This is a genomic window from Mesonia hippocampi, assembly GCF_014197445.1.
In the GTDB taxonomy this organism is placed as follows: domain Bacteria; phylum Bacteroidota; class Bacteroidia; order Flavobacteriales; family Flavobacteriaceae; genus Mesonia; species Mesonia hippocampi.
The window spans coordinates 347,928-366,111 of sequence record NZ_JACIFO010000001.1 but is presented as its reverse complement, the minus strand read 5'-3'; the positions used below and the strand labels follow the sequence as shown (position 1 = coordinate 366,111).

Below are 18,184 nucleotides of genomic sequence, written 5' to 3'. Positions count from 1 at the left end.
TGGTTTGTTATTTAAATTGAAATTATATCGGCAACCTTAAGTAAGCTCTTATCGATATAGTTACTTCCTGAAGTAGTGCTTGAAAAAGGCACTTCGACTACTTGATTATGATTGATACCCACCATACAACCTTGCTTGTTTTCTAACAATGCTTGTATAGCGCCTACGCCTAATCTACTCGCTAATACGCGGTCGTAACAACTTGGTGAACCTCCGCGCTGAATATGTCCTAAAACCGTAACACGAACATCATAATCTTTTTTGTTTTCTTTGATATAATCGGCTAATTCAAATATATTTTTCCCTATTTGGTCGCCTTCTGATACAACAACTATACTTGATGTTTTTCCTGATTTCCTACTACGGTCTAAAGATTCTAATAATCTTTCTATGCCTAAGTTTTCTTCTGGGATAAGAATTTCCTCTGCTCCTGCTCCAATACCTGCATTTAAGGCAATGTCTCCTGCATTTCTTCCCATTACTTCTACCAAGAATAATCTATTATGAGAATTTGCAGTGTCTCTAATTTTATCTATTGCTTCTACTGCGGTATTAAGTGCGGTATCGTAACCTATGGTATAATCGGTTCCTTGAATATCGTTATCTATTGTTCCTGGGATGCCTATAATAGGAAACTTATAGGTATCGCCAAAAGCTTTAGCTCCTGCAAATGTACCGTCGCCCCCAATAACAACAAGGGCATCTATTCCTTGTTCTATAAGGTTTCTATAAGCTTGTTCTTGACCTTCTTCTGTACGAAATTGAGGTGATCGTGCTGACTTTAAGAAAGTTCCTCCTTTATGGATGATGTTTTTTACAGAACGGGCAGTTAAGCCTATAAAATCGGCTTCTATCAGCCCTTCATAGCCTCTATAAATTCCATAAGCTTCTAATTGGTAATAGCTACAGGCTCTTACTACTGCTCTAATGGCTGCATTCATCCCTGGGGAATCTCCACCAGAGGTTAAAACTCCTACTTTTTTAATCTTGTTTTTCATGATTATTCAAATATAAATGAATATCTATATAAAAACTACTCGTAGGAGTTTAATTTAAAGTTAGTTTTTACTTTTTAAAGTTTGCAATCCCTTCTTTAAGCCAAGCTTTATATTCTTCTATATCGGGTGTATATCCTATAGCTTCATTTAACTTCTCTTCATCATGATCTAACAACACATAATAAGGTTGTGCGTTAGCCCCGTAATGTTTAATCTGGAAATCACTCCATTTATTTCCTATTGTACGAATGCGTTTTCCTGTAGTTTCGCTTGTATATCGTTCTGCTTTAGGCAGCTTCTCTTTTACATCTACGTATAATGATATTAATACAATATCGCTTTTAAGAATGCTTAATATTTTAGGGTCGCTCCAAACTCTTTCTTCCATTTTTCTACAGTTTACACATGCCATTCCTGTAAAATCTAAAAAGATAGGTTTGTTTACTTTTTTAGCATAAGCCACTCCTGTTTCATAATCTTTAAAGGCAATAATATCGTGAGGTCCTAAAGATGCTCCCTCTGGGAAGTCGCTAATTTCTCCAGCTACACCGCCTTTGGTATATCCTACCCCATAAGGTGATTCGCTATAACTCATTGGTGGAGGGAAACCGCTTATAAGCTTTAATGGCGCTCCCCATAACCCTGGAATTAGGTAGATGGTAAACGTAAGTACCAATAGACCAAAACCTAATCGCCCTACCGAAATGGATTGGACTGGAGAATCGTGTGGTAAGCGTATTTTTCCGAATAAATACATGGCTAAAGTACCAAAAACTGCAATCCAAATAGCTAAGAACACTTCACGCTCTAACCAATGTGCTTGCAATACTAAATCTGCGTTGGATAAGAATTTAAAAGCTAAAGCTAATTCTAAAAATCCTAAAACTACTTTTACCGAATTTAACCATCCACCCGAACGAGGTAATGAATTTAACCATCCTGGGAACATGGCAAATAATGCAAAAGGAATTGCAATAGCCGATGAAAAACCAAGCATCCCTATAATAGGTGCTATTCCTCCTTTTGAAGCGGCCTCCACTAAAAGTGTTCCTACAATGGGTCCTGTACAACTAAACGATACAATGGCTAAAGCTAATGCCATAAAAAAGATTCCTATAATTCCTCCTTTATCGGCTTGCTTATCTACTTTATTTACCCATGAGTTAGGTAGCATAATCTCAAATGCTCCTAAGAACGAAGCGGCAAAAACCACTAACAACAAAAAGAAAATTACATTAAACCATACATTGGTAGATAATGCATTGAGTGAATCTGCTCCAAAAATAGCCGTTACTATAGTTCCTAATAAAACGTAGATAACGATAATAGAAACCCCATAAATAATAGCATTTTTAATTCCTTTTGCTTTATTTTTACTTTGTTTAGTAAAGAAACTTACCGTCATCGGAATCATAGGAAACACACAGGGTGTTAGCAATGCCGTAAATCCAAACAGAAAAGAAGCTATAAAAATACCTAAAAAACTACGTCCTTCTTCTTTCTTTTCTTTTTCTTTAACTTCTTTCTTAGTTGTTGTATTGTTTTCTTTTTTAGGCGTATCCTTTTTTACTCCATAGGCTTCAAACTTATCAAAGTTTTCAAATACTTTTGCTTTTTTTGTGTCTAAGTTAAAAGCTATATAAAACGTCTGATTGATACACACTTCTTTACATACCTGATAAAACAACTCTGCTTTTACCACATTAAGCGAAGTGTTTTTTAGGGTTATATTTTGCGTTAGTTTTGCTTTTTCTGAAAAATAGATTTCATCTACCCCAAAAATTTCACTAAACCCTGTTTTTGTTTTGCTTTCTTGTGTTTTTCCTTCTAAAATATACTCTCCTTCCTCTACTCCTCTGTACGTAATTTCTAATGGCAACGGTCCTCCATCTGGGGTATGTTGACTGTAAACATGCCAATCGTTCTCTATCTCGGCATCAAAAACTAATTTATATTGATTTTCTCCTGTTTCTGTTACACTTCCAGACCATTTTACTGGGTTTATTATTTCTTCTTGACCTGTACTTTGTAATCCAAATTGAGCTTGTATTAAAAAGCTCATAAACAAAGCAATTATACTTAAGTAGTACTTCATGAGATTAGGGTTATTTTTAGTATTTCTGTTGTTTTATTTGTTATTTTATAGGTTTCATCTATTCGATGGTTTATAATCCATATAATTCTGTTTTGCGCACATAAAAGCCATGTATTTTCTTTTTCTAATAGCGAGCATTTTTCGTCCTTTAAAAAATCACTCACCTTTTTGTTTCCTTTCATACCAAAAGGTTTAAATTTATCTCCAGCTTTCCATTTTCTTACTTCTAAAGGATAGGTTATTAAACTATTATCGACATAGGCTACATTTTTGTCGAAATTTCCTGTTTTCCCTACAATCTCTAGTGTTAATTCACCTAAAGGAAACGCTAAAGTTTCCTGTACAGATGCTAACAAATAAGAAGAAGTTTTAGCTGCATAAATTTCGCTCAAAAGCAAAAAATCTCTATGCTTTAATAAACGATGCGTGGTTGAAAAAATTTGTTTTCCTGACGCTCCTTCCAATAAATTATAAATATCTTCCCATGCCGTAAAACCATACGGGGAAAGCAAACGATATAATATTTGGTTATAATGCGGCTTTTGTTTTAGCTGTGAAATATTTAAGGCTTGTACATTATCTTTCTCTACAAACAACTCTTGCTTAAGCAGGTTAATATAATCTTCTACCAATGTTTCTGAAGCCTTTAAATGCTCTTGAGTTTGCTTAAAGGTAGTTAAAAAACGTGAATTTTCTCCCTCAAACCAAGGAACAACCTGATGCCTAATTTTATTACGAAGGTAATTGGTAGAAGCGTTGGTTTGATCTTCTCTCCATGTAATTTGATGTTTTTTTGCATACCGCTCGATTTCTTTACGAGAATAAGGCAACAAAGGACGAAAGATGTTTTCTGTTTTCTCTGGTATTCCCACTAAACCTTTTAGGCCCGTACCTCGAAGCAAATTTATAAAAAAGGTTTCTAGGCTATCATTTGCATGATGCGCTGTAAAAATATAGTCAAAATCATATTCTTCTTGCAGTTTTCTAAACCATGCATAACGCAACTCTCTGGCCGCAATTTGCGTAGACACTTTATGGTCTACTGCATATTGAGTTGTATCAAAACATATACTAAAGCAATTTACGCCAAAGGCTTCGGCTTTTTCTTTTACAAAAATTTCGTCGATATCGCTTTCTTTTCCACGTAAACTAAAATTACAATGCGCCCAAGTTACCTTTAGGTTTGCTTCCTTGCACAAATGTGCCATAACCATGCTATCTATACCTCCACTTATGGCTAATAAATAAGTTTCTGATTTAGAAACTAACTGTTGATTTATATGTTTTAAAAAAGATGTTATCAAAATTCAGAAAACCGTAAATATAAGTTTATTTTTTTACGCAATTACACTTATTTCTTGATAAAACTTACAAAGGTGAAATTTTGTTGTGTTTTAAATGGTGTGGTGTGATTTAAATTTACACTTTTTTCTACTATAAATTCATCCGAAAAGGTTTCCTTTAACGCTTCTACATCATACTGTTTTATTGGTATGCCACTGCATTTTGTAGGTCCCTCCTTAGAGAATGTCCCTAGTATTAAGCGTCCGCCTGGGTTTAAGTGTTTTGCTGCTATTTGCACGTATTGTTTAATTTCTTCCTTGTTGGTTAAAAAATGAAACATTGCACGGTCGTGCCATAAATCAAACGTTTTAGAAGTAGTTAATTTTAGTACATCACTTACCACCCAATGTACATTTTTTGCTTTTTCGGATAAACGTTTTTTTGCCCTCTCGATTGCGTTTCCCGAAATATCTAACACGGTTATATTTTGATAGTTTTCTGCTATTAAAAAATCTACCAAAAAGCTATCTCCAGCTCCAATATCGATAATTTCTGCATCTTTAGCGAGTTTAGCTTCAGCGATTAAAGCTAACGAAGCTTCTGGTTTTGGCTGATACCAACTTACCTCATCGATATTTTTTGTTGCAAAAATTTGTTGCCAATGATTTTTTCTTTCTTCTAAATTCATATTCAAAAATAAATAAACAACGAATTAATTAAAAATACTTTCATTTTTCTGTAACATAACTTACATAGATGCTAAAACTTGTTTCATTGCTTTTGCCTTTAATAAGCATTCCTCATATTCTTTTTCTGGGTTAGATTTTGAAGTTATTGCCCCGCCCACAGAGAACGAAACATATTTCTCTGCCTCATTATAGAGGATGCTTCGGATGACTACATTGAAATCAAAATCGCCTTCTGGTGTAAAATAACCTATACTTCCGCTATATAAACCTCGTTTGGTTTCTTCCAATTCTTCTATAATTTCCATAGCACGAAGTTTTGGAGCTCCCGTCATGCTTCCCATCGGAAAAGTGGTTTTTATAACATCTACAGGTGTTGTTTCTGATGTATTTATAGTAGATTGAACGGTTGATATTAACTGATGAACTTGCTTAAAAGTGCACAGCTTACATAAGGCTTCTACAGTCACACTGCCTTTTGTGGCGGTTTTAGACAAATCGTTACGAACCAAATCTACAATCATAATATTTTCTGCTCGCTCTTTTGGGTCGTTTACTAAGGCTTTTTTTAAATGCTCGTCTTCCGTTATATTTTTACCTCGTTTTGAGGTTCCTTTTATCGGCTCGCTTACAATGGTACTTCCTTGTTTCTTAAGATAGCGTTCTGGACTTGCCGAAAGCAAAAAGTGTTGTGCGTTTTTAAAAAAAACAGCAAACGGTGGTTGAGAGATTTGATTCAATTTATGGTAAACCGATAGCGGATTTATACTTGTATTTTCTATATAAAACTCTTGACAGAAATTAACCTCATAAATATCTCCACGTTGGATGTACGCCAAAATGTCATGAATTTTACTTATGTATTTATCTTTGTTTATTTTATTCTTAACCTCCTTATATTCAGGTGTTAAAATATCTTTATTTAAATAATTAATTTCAGCTAAAAAAATATCTTTTAAATCTTCATCTACCTCATCATCTACCATTTTTAGGTACTGTATCTCTAAAGTTTTCTCTGTAAAAAGGAATAATTTTTTAGGTTGAAAAAAGTATAATTCTGGAAAATGTAACGCATCTGCATTTTCAGATTTTAGGCTTTCTGTATCATTTTTTAAATCATAAGAAAGATAGCCTAAAATCCAATCTTTTGTAATTTGCTGATACTCATTTAAGCGGTCAAAAGCTCCTACGGCTTCTGTTTGAATAGCCGTAAATGCCTCTACCCCTAAAATGGCTTGATACTTAGATGGTACTTGCCCTCCTTTATAAGCGTTGGTATCTAACCAAACTACTTCTTCATGATGTGTATTTGCCCAAGTTAAAAATTGCTGTTTAAGTGCTGGGGTTAATTGAAAGTTTATTGTTGTTGTTGTTCGCACTTTTTTATCGTATTGTTTTCAAAAGCAGTCAATATTTCTTTAATATTTTTAGCTTGAATTGAATTTATAATTTCTCCTTCACTAAAATTCTCATTAAACAAGGGAAAACTATAACTGTTTACCAAGTTAGCCCCAAATTTTACTAAAGCCTCTTTATAATAAGCCAAAGCCTTTGCTCCGCCGTATTTACCGGTAGAAGTACTAAAAAGCAACACTTCTTTTTTAGCTAAAAACTCCCTATCTAGCCGGGAAAGCCAATCGGTAATATTCTTTATAAAAGCCGAAGGAGCTCCATTATGCTCATTAACCGACATTATTAGTGCCGGATATTCTTGAATAAGCTTATGCAAACGAAGTACATCTTTAGGAAAGGCTTTATTTTCTATATCTATACTATACAGCGGAATATCAAACTTAGATAAATCGATTAATCTTACCGCTAATTGATTGCATTGTTGAGCTAAGTAACCAACAAGTTGCTTATTGATGGATTGACTGCTATTAGAACCTGCAAAGACCAATACTTGCATAAACTTATATTTTTATCGTTTATAGTGATTACTCAAATGACGTATTTTTAATAGAAAAAAACAAGTGAAACTTTGTTTCTTAACAGGTTTAGTGTAGTTTTAACCTATGGATTTTAGACTTCGCGTTTTTCAGGAAGTGGCAGGATGCTTAAATTTTTCCAAAGCTGCTAAAAAATTACATGTTTCGCAACCTGCTGTTTCTAAACATATAAAAAGTTTAGAAGAAAAGTATAACACTAAACTTTTTGAGCGGAAAGCTAATGGCATAAGCCTTACGCATGCCGGGATAGAACTCTTAAACTATGTAAATAAAATTCTGAATATCTATACAGAAATAGATCAATATTTTTTTCAACTGCAAGACAAAGTCCCGCCACAAGTTACCATTGGTGCAAGTACAACTTTAGCGCAATATATCGTACCTAAAACTTTGGCTTTATTGAAAAAGCGTTTTCCTGAGTCTCGATTTACCTTAATTAACGATAATTCATCTAGTATTGAAGCAAAAATTGAAGAAGGTATACTTGATTTTGCACTAATAGAAGGAAATAACCATAACCCATTATTAAATTACGAAAAATTCTTAGATGATGAGCTTGTGCTAGTCACAAAACAACATAACACTAAAGAACAACAAATTACATTAGAGAAGCTCAAAAAACTCCCCTTAGTAGTTAGAGAAGAAGGCTCTGGAACTCGTAATATTTTAGAGGGAAGACTTAAAAACATCAACATAACGCTAGACGACCTTAATGTCGAAATTATTTTAGGCAGCACCGAAAGTATAAAAACATACCTGATAAACTCTAACAGCTATGCTTTTGTATCTATATTTTCTGTTTTTGAAGAGTTGAAAAATAATCAATTAAGAATTATAGATATTCAGGGTTTTGAAATTAAACGTCCTTTATATTTTGTAGCCTTACAAGGTTACCCCTCTAAACTATATGATTTAATGAAAAGCTTTTTTACGCAAAACTATAACCTGTAGTTATTACGTATAATTATTTAGACTTAGTAAGTAGTTCTAAAAAATCGCAATTTTGTAACAAATAGTTGCAAGATGATAACGATTCCTTTACCTGCTAAAAAAATATTTTTTATAATTCTTTGCTTGTTATTTCTTACGCCTTTTTTATCGGCACCTATAGCCTTGCTTAGTGGTTTTTTATTTACAAATCTTTTTGGAAACCCTTTTGATTCTTTAAGCAAGAAAACCGTAAAATGGCTTTTAAAAGCATCGGTAGTAGGTTTAGGCTTCGGGATGTTTTTGCAAAAAACGATAGAAACAGGAAAGGATGGACTTATTTTAACCGTTATCACTATTGTTTTAACCATTACCTTGGGTGTATTACTAGGTAAACTTTTAAAAATAGATAAAGCTATTGCTTACCTTATCTCCACAGGAACTTCTATTTGCGGAGGAAGTGCTATTGCTGCTGTTTCATCGGTGATAAATGCTAAAGATAAGCAGATATCTATAGCACTAGGCGTGGTTTTTTTCCTAAATGCATTGGCTATATTTATATTTCCTGCTTTAGGAAACTTACTAGAATTAAGTCAGCATGAGTTTGGAATATGGAGTGCCATTGCAATTCATGATACCAGTTCTGTTGTTGGTGCTGCCATGGCTTATGGCGAAGAGGCGCTAGATACAGCCATTACGGTAAAATTAGCTCGTGCTTTATGGATTATTCCTGTATCTTTAATCTCGATGTTTATTTATAAAAGTGACAATGGAAAAATAAAAATCCCTTGGTTTATATTTTTATTCATTTTAGCTATTTTGGCTAATAGCTTTTTAGATTTACCTAGCTTTATCACTTCTTATGTTCCCGCTATTTCGAAACAACTTTTAGTACTTACCTTATTTTTAGTAGGTACGGGCTTATCTATAAAAACAATAAAATCTACTGGGTTTATGCCTATCCTATTAGGAGTATTATTATGGATAACCATATCGGTTATTTCATTACTATATATTCTTAATTTCAGTTAAGTACTTTTATAAAGTTTATAAGTAAGCTATAATAATAAAGCCACCTTAGTTTTTAAGGTGGCTTTATTTATTTCTAAAAATTAGTAACTTATATGTGTAAAGCTCTATTTTCTGTTGCTGCTAATGCGGCTTCTTTTACTGCTTCAGCATAAGTTGGGTGTGCATGGCTCATACGAGAAATATCTTCGGCACTAGCACGGAATTCCATTGCTGTTACTGCTTCGGCAATTAAATCGGCTACTCTTGCTCCTACCATGTGTACACCTAAAACCTCATCGGTAGTGGCATCTGATAGGATTTTAACAAACCCATCGATATCTCCACTGGCTCTAGAACGTCCTAACGCACGCATTGGGAATTGCCCAACTTTATACGTTAGCTTAGCTTCTTTAAGTTGCTCTTCTGTTTTTCCTACCGAAGCAACTTCTGGCCAAGTATAAACTACTCCTGGTATTAGGTTGTAGTCTATATGAGGTTTTTGTCCTGCAATAGTTTCGGCTACAAAAACGCCTTCTTCTTCGGCTTTATGTGCCAACATTGCTCCTTTTATTACATCACCAACCGCATAAATGTTACTTGCCGAGGTTTGTAATTGCTCGTTTACCTCTATTTGTCCTCTTTCGTTAAGTTTAACTCCTGCATTTTCTGCTTTTAAACCTTCTGTATAAGGTCTTCTTCCTACACAAGCTAAGCAATAGTCTCCTTTAAACTCAACTTCATTTCCTTTTTTGTCTTTTGCTTTTATTACCACTTCATCGCCTGTGTTTTCTACAGAGGTAACTTGATGTGAAAGTGCAAATTTCATTTTTTGTTTCTTCAATACTTTGGTAAGCTCTTTACTTTGTGCACTATCCATTGTAGGAAGAATTCTATCCATATATTCAATTACTGTAACTTCGGCACCAAGGCGTTTATAAACTTGCCCTAATTCTAAGCCTATTACTCCTCCGCCGATTACTAGTAAATGTTTTGGTACTTCTTTAAGCTTTAATGCTTCGGTAGAAGTAATGATACGCTCTTTATCTATTGTAATAAAAGGAAGGCTTGATGGTTTACTACCGGTTGCAATAATACTATGTTTAGCTTCTATTGTTTCGGTTTCACCTTTTTCGTTAGTAATTTCGATATGGGTTTTATCTTTAAAAGAACCTTCTCCTTGATAAGAATCAATCTTATTTTTATCCATCAAGAAATCTATCCCTTTAGTGGTTTGCTCTACTACAGAAGCTTTGCGCTCCATCATTTTCTGAAGGTTAACTTTTACTTCTCCTGTAAGTTCTATCCCATGTTCTGCAAAGTGTTTTACAGCATCTTCGTAATGATGAGAAGAATCTAATAAAGCTTTAGAAGGAATACAACCTACATTTAAGCAAGTACCACCCTTAGTGGCATATTTTTCTATAATTGCGGTTTTCATTCCTAATTGGGCGCAACGAATGGCAGCTACATATCCGCCTGGACCCGAACCTATGACAACTACGTCGTATGTGTTCATAATGTGGTTTTGTTGATTTTTATATACTAAAAACAAAAGTACAATAAGTTATTCAATGAACAAGGCATTATTAATAAAGGATTGTTAAATATACCTCTAAAACTTTAGTCTTGTGCTATGCTTTACATCATCTATTATAAATGTACTCTGCGTGCTTCCCACAGGCTCTATAGTAGTAAGTTTATGCAATACAAACTCTCTATATGAAAGCATATCTTTTACCTGAACTTTTAAAATATAATCATAATCACCACTCACATGCATACATTCTAATACTTCGTCTAGTTTAGCTATTTCACGTTCAAACTTCTGTATATTTTGCTTTTTATGCAGGATGAGTTTTACATGACAAAGTACTTTAAAATCCTTTTCTGCTTTTTGGGGATTTACTAAAGCCACATATTTTTTTATAACACCATTGCGCTCCATTTTCTTTATCCTTTCATGAATAGCTGTTAAGGATAATTGTAAATGATTGGATAATGCTTTCGTGGTAATTTTAGCATCATCTTGTAAAAAGTTCAGAATTTCTTTATCTATTTTATCTAAGGACATCTATATTTTTTTCGTTAAAAAGCAAAATTACCTTTAATTATGTGAAAAATAAATTTAATTATTGAATTAAAATAGAAAAAAATTCGATTTTATACAACTTTAATTGATAAAGTTTCTATTATTAAAGATATTCGTAGAAAATATAATACCAACATGAAACACAATCCAGCTAACAACATTCAAGATTTACAATATTTCGGAGAGAATGGAGGCGTTAACCCTTCTATTTCAGACTCTTCTACTTATACTTTTCTTACAGCCAAAGCCATGTCGGATACCTTTGAAGGCAATACCGATGGTTGTTACCTATACTCTAGGCATACCAGCCCTAGTAATTTAAACCTTGCTAGTGCTTTAGCAGCAATGGAAAACACAGCATCTGCTACCGTAACGGCAAGCGGAATGGGCGCTATTACCCCTGTACTTTTACAACTGTGCAAAACCAACGAACATATTATTTCTAGTAGAACCATTTACGGAGGAACTTATGCTTTGCTAAAAAACTTTTTTCCACGTTTAGCTATTCATACCAGCTTTGTAGATATTACTAATATTGCTGCCGTAGAAGCTGCAATAACCCCTAAAACACGTGTAATTTATTGCGAAGCTTTAAGTAACCCACTATTAGAAGTTGCTCCGCTAGAAAAACTTTCTGCATTAGCGAAAAAACATAATTTAAAATTGGTGGTAGACAATACCTTTACTCCATTGTCTATTACTCCTGTTCATCATGGAGCCGATGTTGTTATCCACTCGTTAACTAAATTTATTAACGGAAGTAGCGATACCGTTGGTGGCGTAATTTGTGGAACTGAAGACTTTATCAACAGCCTAAAGGATGTAAACGACGGTGCTTGTATGCTATTAGGATCCACTATGGATAGCATGAGGTCTGCCTCGATACTCAAAAACCTACGTACTCTGCATTTACGCATCCAGAAACATAGTGAAAATGCACTTTACCTAACTAACGAACTTCAGAAATTAGGCTTAAATGTTGTTTATCCTGGGTTAGAAAATTTTAAAGATAAAGAAGTTTTTGAATCTATGTTAAATAGTGATTTTGGCTATGGCGGCATGTTTACCTTAAACTTAGAATCCTTAGAAAAAGCTAACGCCCTAATGGAGCTTATGCAACAAAAAAACATAGGTTACCTTGCGGTAAGTCTTGGTTTTTACAAAACGCTATTTAGTGCCCCTGGAAGCTCTACTTCTTCAGAAATCTCTGAGGAAGAGCAACAAAAAATGGGCTTAAGCAATGGGCTTATTCGTTTTTCTATAGGTTTAGATCATGATATCAAACGTACCTTTACGATGATTAAATCTTGTTTGGAAGAACTTAATATTTGCTAAACACACAATATAAGTTCCATAAAAACCCTTATAAGACTCCATTTTATAAGGGTTTTTTATTTCTACGTACTATAAATTTGTTCTACAAAACAAAAAATTGTAAAATTACATGATTATTTTAAGCTTAAATTTTCTTTTATGCCACAAACTCCTAAACCAGCTTCGGTACCTAAAAACATAAGTATTTTACAAGCATTAATTCCTGTTATAGCGCTTATTGCTATGCTCGCCTTTAATGTAGTGGTTTATGGAGACGATGCCCTTTCTGGATCTAATCAATTTATTTTATTAATGGGAGGAGCCGTAGCGGCACTTGTAGGTGCTGCCAATAAAGTAAGCTTTAACAATATGGTAGAGGAAGTTGCTAAAAATATAAAATCTACCACTGGAGCTATTTTAATTTTATTAATGGTAGGTGCCTTAGCAGGAACTTGGCTTATTAGCGGAATTATTCCTGCGATGATTTATTATGGCTTACAAGTATTAAATCCTACTTTTTTCTTAGCAGCATGCGTTGTTATATGTTCTGTAATTTCTGTAGCAACAGGAAGTAGTTGGACAACCTCGGCTACTGTAGGAATTGCACTTATCGGAATTGCCGAAGCGCTAGGTATTCCCATCGGGATGACCGCTGGGGCTATTTTATCGGGGGCTTATTTTGGCGATAAAATGTCTCCGCTTAGCGATACTACCAATTTGGCACCCGCTATGGCAGGAACAGATTTATTTACACATATACGGTATATGATGCTTACCACTGTTCCTACTATCATTGTTACCTTGCTTATATTTATTATTATAGGCTTTACACTAGATACTTCTGGCAATCCAAATACCGAAACCATTTTAGCAGCAATACAAAACTCTTTTACTATTTCCCCATGGTTATTTATTGTTCCTGCACTTGTTATCATTCTTATTATAAAGAAAACACCTCCTTTAATCTCTCTACTTATAGGCACATTATTGGCCGCAATATTTGCACTTATATTTCAACCAGAAATTGTAATGCAAAATGCAAATAGCACAAATTTAACTATACAAAGTGCTTACCAAGGCATTATGAATGCCATTACTACAGATACCGCGATAGAAACCAATAATGAAGCACTAAACGATTTATTCTCATCTGGGGGAATGGCAGGAATGCTAAACACCATTTGGTTAATAATATGTGCTATGGTTTTTGGCGGAATTATGGACGGTATTGGTGCTTTAGCCAAAATTAGCGAAGCATTATTAAATCTTTTTCATACTACATTTGGTTTATTTACCAGTACCGTAATTAGCTGTTTAGCATTAAACATTACAGCATCAGACCAGTACCTCTCTATTGTTGTACCCGGAAAAATGTTTGCAAAAGCCTACAAAGATAAAGGTTTAGCTCCAGAAAATTTAAGTAGAACATTAGAAGATTCTGCCACGGTAACCTCTGTATTAGTTCCTTGGAATACTTGCGGAGCATATCATAGTGGCGTATTAGGAGTTCCTGTTGCACAATACTTCGGTTATGCTTTTTTTAATTACTTAAGCCCATTTACAACACTCCTATTTGCTGCTTTCCATATAAAAATAAAACAATTGGTAAAAAAATAACTTATGAAACTAGACATATTAGCCATTGGCGCACACCCAGATGATGTAGAACTAAGCTGTGCAGGAACACTTGCCAAAGAAATTGCTAACGGTAAAAAAGTGGGTATTTTAGACCTAACACGTGGCGAACTAGGTACACGAGGCTCTGCCGAAATTAGAGATAAGGAAGCAAAAAATGCTGCCGATATCTTAGGGGTTAGTATTAGAGAAAACTTAGGTTTTAGAGATGGCTTTTTTAGTAATGATGAAGCACATCAACTAAAAATAATTGAAATTATACGTGCTTATAAACCAGAAATTGTGCTCTGCAACGCAATAGATGATAGGCATATTGACCACGGAAAAGGAAGTAAACTTACAAGCGACGCCTGTTTTTTAAGTGGCTTAAGGAGAATAGAAACTGTTTTTAATGGTGAAAAACAAACCGCTTGGAGACCTAAACAAGTATTGCATTATATCCAATGGAAAGAATTACAACCCGATATTATTGTTGATATTTCTGGGTTTATAGACACAAAAGTTAAAGCTGTAAAAGCTTACCAATCTCAATTTTACGATGCTAATAGCCACGAACCTAAAACTCCAATTAGTAGTACTAACTTCTTAGAGAGTGTTACCTATAGAGCTCAAAATTTAGGCAGATTAATAGGTACAAGCCATGCAGAAGGCTTTACTACCGAACGTACACCAGCAGTAAATTCTATATTTGATATAATTTAATTTAAAAAATATTTTGTTTATTGAAGTTTTTTATTAAATTTGCATCCGCATTACAGAAATTATTATTTCTACAATGTAAGTTCATAATTAAATATGGTGGATGTAGCTCAGTTGGTTAGAGCGCTTGATTGTGGTTCAAGAGGTCGTCGGTTCGAGACCGATCTTCCACCCTTTTTTAGCCTTTGTATTTTTTACAAAGGCTTTTTTTATACAAAAAACCGCTTAAGCTCTACACCAAAGCGGTTTCTAAACCAAAAAACAAAACAAGTACAACATATAGTTAACTCACAATATATTGTATCTAAAAATTAACTTGTATAAAGTTAACATTATTTTTAATACTTACAACTTTTTATCTTAAAAAATAATTAATAAAATAAAAAATAAATCACAAGTTGTTATTATTGTTAATTTTTAAACTGAAAATATACATTTTACTCAAGCCTGTAAATTTCCATTACATTTTCCATAATTTTTAAATAATCAATATTTAGATCGATTAGTTTTCCTGAGTGAATATCAAACACCCAACCATGAACGGTAATTCCGCGATCGTTATAGGCACGTTGTACTTCGGCTGTTTTAATAACATTTCTGCATTGTTCTTCCACATTGAGCTCCACCAGACGTTTATAGCGTTGTTCCTCATTAGTAATTGCATCTAATTCTGCTTGGTGTATACGGTAAACGTCTCTAATATTTCTTAACCATGGGTTTAAAATACCTAAATCTGCCGATTGCATGGCTGCCTTTACTCCTCCACAATAATAATGTCCGCAAACTACTACGTGTTTAACCTTTAGATACGATACAGCATAATCTATCACAGACATTACACTTAAATCTGTATTAGGAACCATATTGGCTATATTTCTATGTACAAAAGCTTCTCCTGGAGTTACGCCCATTAAATCCTCGGCAGTAACACGGCTATCTGAACATCCTATATAAAGAATATCAGGATTTTGTCCTTCTGAAAGTTTTTTAAAGTAATCTGAATTAAGCTGTAACTTTTCCTCTACCCATTTGTGGTTATTCTCGAAAATTTTTGATATATCCATGTTTTTCTTTTTTAATTTATAGTCAAAGATAGAAATAAGAGGTTTTTTTAATTTATTTATCTATAATTTTTTATTCACATTTTTTTCAAGAGTTTATTTAGGTATAACTCATAAAAAAATCGGGTTAAAAATAACCCGATTTCCTCTTTTTCATAGCTTATTTTCACTTTAAACTATTTAACATATCCTCAAATTTTTGCGTATTGTAATTTGCCATGCCTTTATGTGTAAAGGCAATATTACCTTGAGCATCCAATACAAATGTTGTGGGAATACTAGTACTTTTATATACACTAGGAAGGTTTGAACTTAATTGGTGTATATCGAAGTTGAAGTTTTTCCGTTTTTTAAAGTTCTTGGCTTTCTCGAATTTATCATCTAGCGATACCATGATAAACACAACATCTTTATCGTTTTCAAATTTTTTGTATAAATTATTTATGCTTGGCATTTCTGCAACACAAGGCGGGCACCAAGTGGCCCAAAAGTTTATAAAAACCACTTTCCCTTTTAAATCGTTAAAATCTATTTGCTCTCCGTTCTGGTTTTTCACCTTCATTTGATAGCTTGCAGGTGTTTTACTTTCTAAAGCTTGTTCTGTATCAGGATTCATAATGCCTATTTCTAATAAACCACGCTGAATAAAACCAAATACTTCGGCACGTAAGCTCCCTGTAAAAAGAACGATTACAAAGGCAATCCAAAATCCGTAATTGAGTATTTTTTTGATATTTACTTTTTTCATCTATTTATTATTTTATAAGTTGATAATATAAAAAACTTATTTAAATTCATAATCGGTTTGTGGAACTGTAGAGAACGAATAAGTTCCTAAATGTTCGCAATAAGCACGTTTTTCTAATACGGGCGATACAGGAGAATGTTCTTTTAGGTAATCTATAAAAACATCGTGTACGGTATAGTCTTTTACCTCTATATCTTTAGCATTTGGCAGCCTACAAAGTGTAGTAAGCGGATCTCCTGGTCTAACACAAGAAGCAATGGTATAATACTTATCTCTTTTAATAGGTTTACCATTTATTTTTATAGACTTTACACGGCTATTCATTTCACCTTGGCTATCAAATTCTATTTTCATTCCAGAGAAACGTACCAACCAACCTCCAAAACGCTCGGTAGGATTTTGCGAAAAAGCATTATTAATCTCTTTCTCTAACCAGTTTTTAATTTGTAAGCCAGTTACCTTCCCTACTTTTACTTTTTCGTTTACAGGAAGCATATTCCATAAGTTAGCTTTTGTAATGGGAGCTGGTTCACCATTTTCTGGAACAATAGGATTACCAAACCTAAATCCATTGGAAATTGCAACATCGGCTCCTGTTTTCCATTTTGTAGCATCTGTAATTAAATTATCCATAGGGTTTTCTACCGTAAGGTAACGGTAAAGCGGTGTATTGGTATAGCCTATTATTTCCTCCATTTCCTCTTTATAAGGAGCTTTAGCTTTATCTACTAAGGCTTGTAGGTTTGCATCTGCTGGATAAATTGCTGGATCTACATCTAGCAGCTCATAATTGTCACCTACAAGTTTACCATCTACAAAATTTAAGGTTAGCTTCCCTACAAAAGAACCAAAGGCACCCGGCTCGGTTACTTTAGCATACTTCCCTTGTATAGGTTTACGTACACGTTCATGGGTATCGTTTCCTAAAATATAATCTATATGTTTAGCCACAGGATTGTTAGCGAGTTCTACCTGCTTGAAAATACCTATATGAGTGATTAAGAAGAGTACATCTACTTTTTCCTTTTCCTTTAAATGGTCTACAACCTGTTGCATATTCTCATCCCATGGATTAAAATCGATGCCCTTGCTAAAAATAGGGTTTTGACGTACGGGAACATCAGGATCGTTAAGCCCTACAAAACCAAGTTTTATACCATTTATTTCTTTTACCCAATGCGGAGGAAATAATTGTGTTTTGTTATGCTCGTGTTTCATATTTTGAGCTATGATAGGGGTTTTATAACCTTGCATTACCTTTAGCATTTGATCTTTCCCGTAAATTACTTCCCAATTTCCTGGAATTAGCACATCATAATTCATTTCATTAATAATATCCGAAAAAATTTCGCCTTCAGAACGAGCAGCATAACCACTCCCTTGTATTAAATCGCCACCATCAACGATAAGTGTTTTTCCTGGATTTTTCTTACGTTCTTGGTCAAACAAAGTCTTGATGTTTGCTAAACCTCCTCGTGTTTTAAACACTATTTCTCCATTTTCCCAAAACAATTCATTATGCGGATCTAATTGTCCGTGTATATCGGCAGTTTGTAAAACGGTGATTTTTAGCGTGTCGCTTTTGATTTTAGTTTCCTGCTTGTTTTTTTGAATATTGCTTTTATTAAAATAGGTAAAACTTGTTAGTCCTATTATTGCGATACTAAATATTAATACTTTTTTCATGT

At 33.9% G+C, this 18,184-nt stretch carries 16 protein-coding genes and 1 tRNA gene; 6 read left to right on the top strand and 11 right to left on the bottom strand.

Annotated elements, in window-relative coordinates:
• Positions 1-11 precede the first annotated feature (11 nt).
• From pfkA to GGR32_RS01695, 6 genes are all read right to left on the bottom strand, one after another.
• Positions 12-998, bottom strand: a complete 987-nt coding sequence (gene pfkA / locus GGR32_RS01720; RefSeq protein WP_183475714.1) for a 6-phosphofructokinase — start codon at positions 996-998, stop codon at positions 12-14.
• Positions 999-1,065: 67 nt separating this feature from the next.
• Positions 1,066-3,060: a protein-disulfide reductase DsbD family protein gene (locus tag GGR32_RS01715; protein WP_425487746.1), complete on the bottom strand. Its 1,995-nt coding sequence runs from the start codon at positions 3,058-3,060 to the stop codon at positions 1,066-1,068.
• Positions 3,061-3,089: 29 nt separating this feature from the next.
• Positions 3,090-4,397 carry a tRNA lysidine(34) synthetase TilS gene (gene tilS, locus GGR32_RS01710; RefSeq protein ID WP_183475712.1) on the bottom strand — a complete coding sequence of 436 codons (1,308 nt, stop codon included), beginning with the start codon at positions 4,395-4,397 and terminating at the stop codon, positions 3,090-3,092.
• Between the two features lie 47 nt (positions 4,398-4,444).
• A complete protein-coding gene (locus GGR32_RS01705) occupies positions 4,445-5,065 on the bottom strand; it encodes a class I SAM-dependent methyltransferase (RefSeq protein WP_183475711.1) in 621 nt (206 codons plus the stop codon).
• Between the two features lie 60 nt (positions 5,066-5,125).
• A complete protein-coding gene (locus tag GGR32_RS01700) occupies positions 5,126-6,442 on the bottom strand; it encodes an anthranilate synthase component I family protein (protein WP_343066410.1) in 1,317 nt (438 codons plus the stop codon).
• Entirely contained in the window at positions 6,421-6,972 is a 552-nt protein-coding gene (locus GGR32_RS01695; RefSeq protein ID WP_183475710.1) for an NADPH-dependent FMN reductase, read from the bottom strand. Before GGR32_RS01695 ends, GGR32_RS01700 begins: the two co-directional genes overlap by 22 nt.
• Before the next feature lie 106 nt (positions 6,973-7,078).
• Between GGR32_RS01695 and GGR32_RS01690 the strand changes: the two genes are divergently transcribed.
• On the top strand, positions 7,079-7,963 hold the full coding sequence (locus tag GGR32_RS01690; protein WP_183475709.1) for a LysR family transcriptional regulator: 885 nt from the start codon (positions 7,079-7,081) through the stop codon (positions 7,961-7,963).
• Positions 7,964-8,035: 72 nt separating this feature from the next.
• Positions 8,036-8,971, top strand: a complete 936-nt coding sequence (locus tag GGR32_RS01685) for a YeiH family protein (protein WP_183475708.1) — start codon at positions 8,036-8,038, stop codon at positions 8,969-8,971.
• Between the two features lie 88 nt (positions 8,972-9,059).
• Here GGR32_RS01685 and lpdA read toward each other — a convergent pair whose 3' ends face one another.
• Entirely contained in the window at positions 9,060-10,466 is a 1,407-nt protein-coding gene (gene lpdA / locus GGR32_RS01680; protein ID WP_183475707.1) for a dihydrolipoyl dehydrogenase, read from the bottom strand.
• Positions 10,467-10,562: 96 nt separating this feature from the next.
• Positions 10,563-11,021 carry an Lrp/AsnC family transcriptional regulator gene (locus GGR32_RS01675; RefSeq protein ID WP_183475706.1) on the bottom strand — a complete coding sequence of 153 codons (459 nt, stop codon included), beginning with the start codon at positions 11,019-11,021 and terminating at the stop codon, positions 10,563-10,565.
• Between the two features lie 153 nt (positions 11,022-11,174).
• Here GGR32_RS01675 and GGR32_RS01670 point away from each other — a divergent pair, with 153 nt between their 5' ends.
• From GGR32_RS01670 to GGR32_RS01655, 4 genes are all read left to right on the top strand, one after another.
• Positions 11,175-12,374: an aminotransferase class I/II-fold pyridoxal phosphate-dependent enzyme gene (locus GGR32_RS01670; protein WP_183475705.1), complete on the top strand. Its 1,200-nt coding sequence runs from the start codon at positions 11,175-11,177 to the stop codon at positions 12,372-12,374.
• Positions 12,375-12,512: 138 nt separating this feature from the next.
• Positions 12,513-13,970, top strand: coding sequence for a Na+/H+ antiporter NhaC (nhaC, locus tag GGR32_RS01665; protein WP_183475704.1), 1,458 nt, complete (start codon positions 12,513-12,515; stop codon positions 13,968-13,970).
• A gap of 3 nt (positions 13,971-13,973) precedes the next feature.
• The gene (bshB1, locus tag GGR32_RS01660; RefSeq protein WP_183475703.1) at positions 13,974-14,690 is read left to right on the top strand and encodes a bacillithiol biosynthesis deacetylase BshB1; all 717 of its coding nucleotides are present in this window, start codon (positions 13,974-13,976) and stop codon (positions 14,688-14,690) included.
• A gap of 95 nt (positions 14,691-14,785) precedes the next feature.
• A tRNA-His gene (locus GGR32_RS01655) sits at positions 14,786-14,861 on the top strand.
• A 263-nt stretch (positions 14,862-15,124) separates the two neighbouring features.
• On the opposite strand, the gene GGR32_RS01650 is transcribed toward GGR32_RS01655, so the two are convergent.
• The 3 genes from GGR32_RS01650 to GGR32_RS01640 all read right to left on the bottom strand — a co-directional run bounded on the left by GGR32_RS01650 (position 15,125) and on the right by GGR32_RS01640 (position 18,182).
• Positions 15,125-15,751 (bottom strand): carbonic anhydrase, encoded by a 627-nt coding sequence (locus tag GGR32_RS01650; RefSeq protein WP_183475702.1) that lies wholly within the window; start codon positions 15,749-15,751, stop codon positions 15,125-15,127.
• Positions 15,752-15,914: 163 nt separating this feature from the next.
• Complete coding sequence (locus GGR32_RS01645; RefSeq protein WP_183475701.1) at positions 15,915-16,496, bottom strand: TlpA family protein disulfide reductase; 582 nt, start codon at positions 16,494-16,496, stop codon at positions 15,915-15,917.
• Positions 16,497-16,532: 36 nt separating this feature from the next.
• Positions 16,533-18,182 carry a bifunctional metallophosphatase/5'-nucleotidase gene (locus GGR32_RS01640; protein ID WP_183475700.1) on the bottom strand — a complete coding sequence of 550 codons (1,650 nt, stop codon included), beginning with the start codon at positions 18,180-18,182 and terminating at the stop codon, positions 16,533-16,535.
• Positions 18,183-18,184 lie beyond the last annotated feature (2 nt).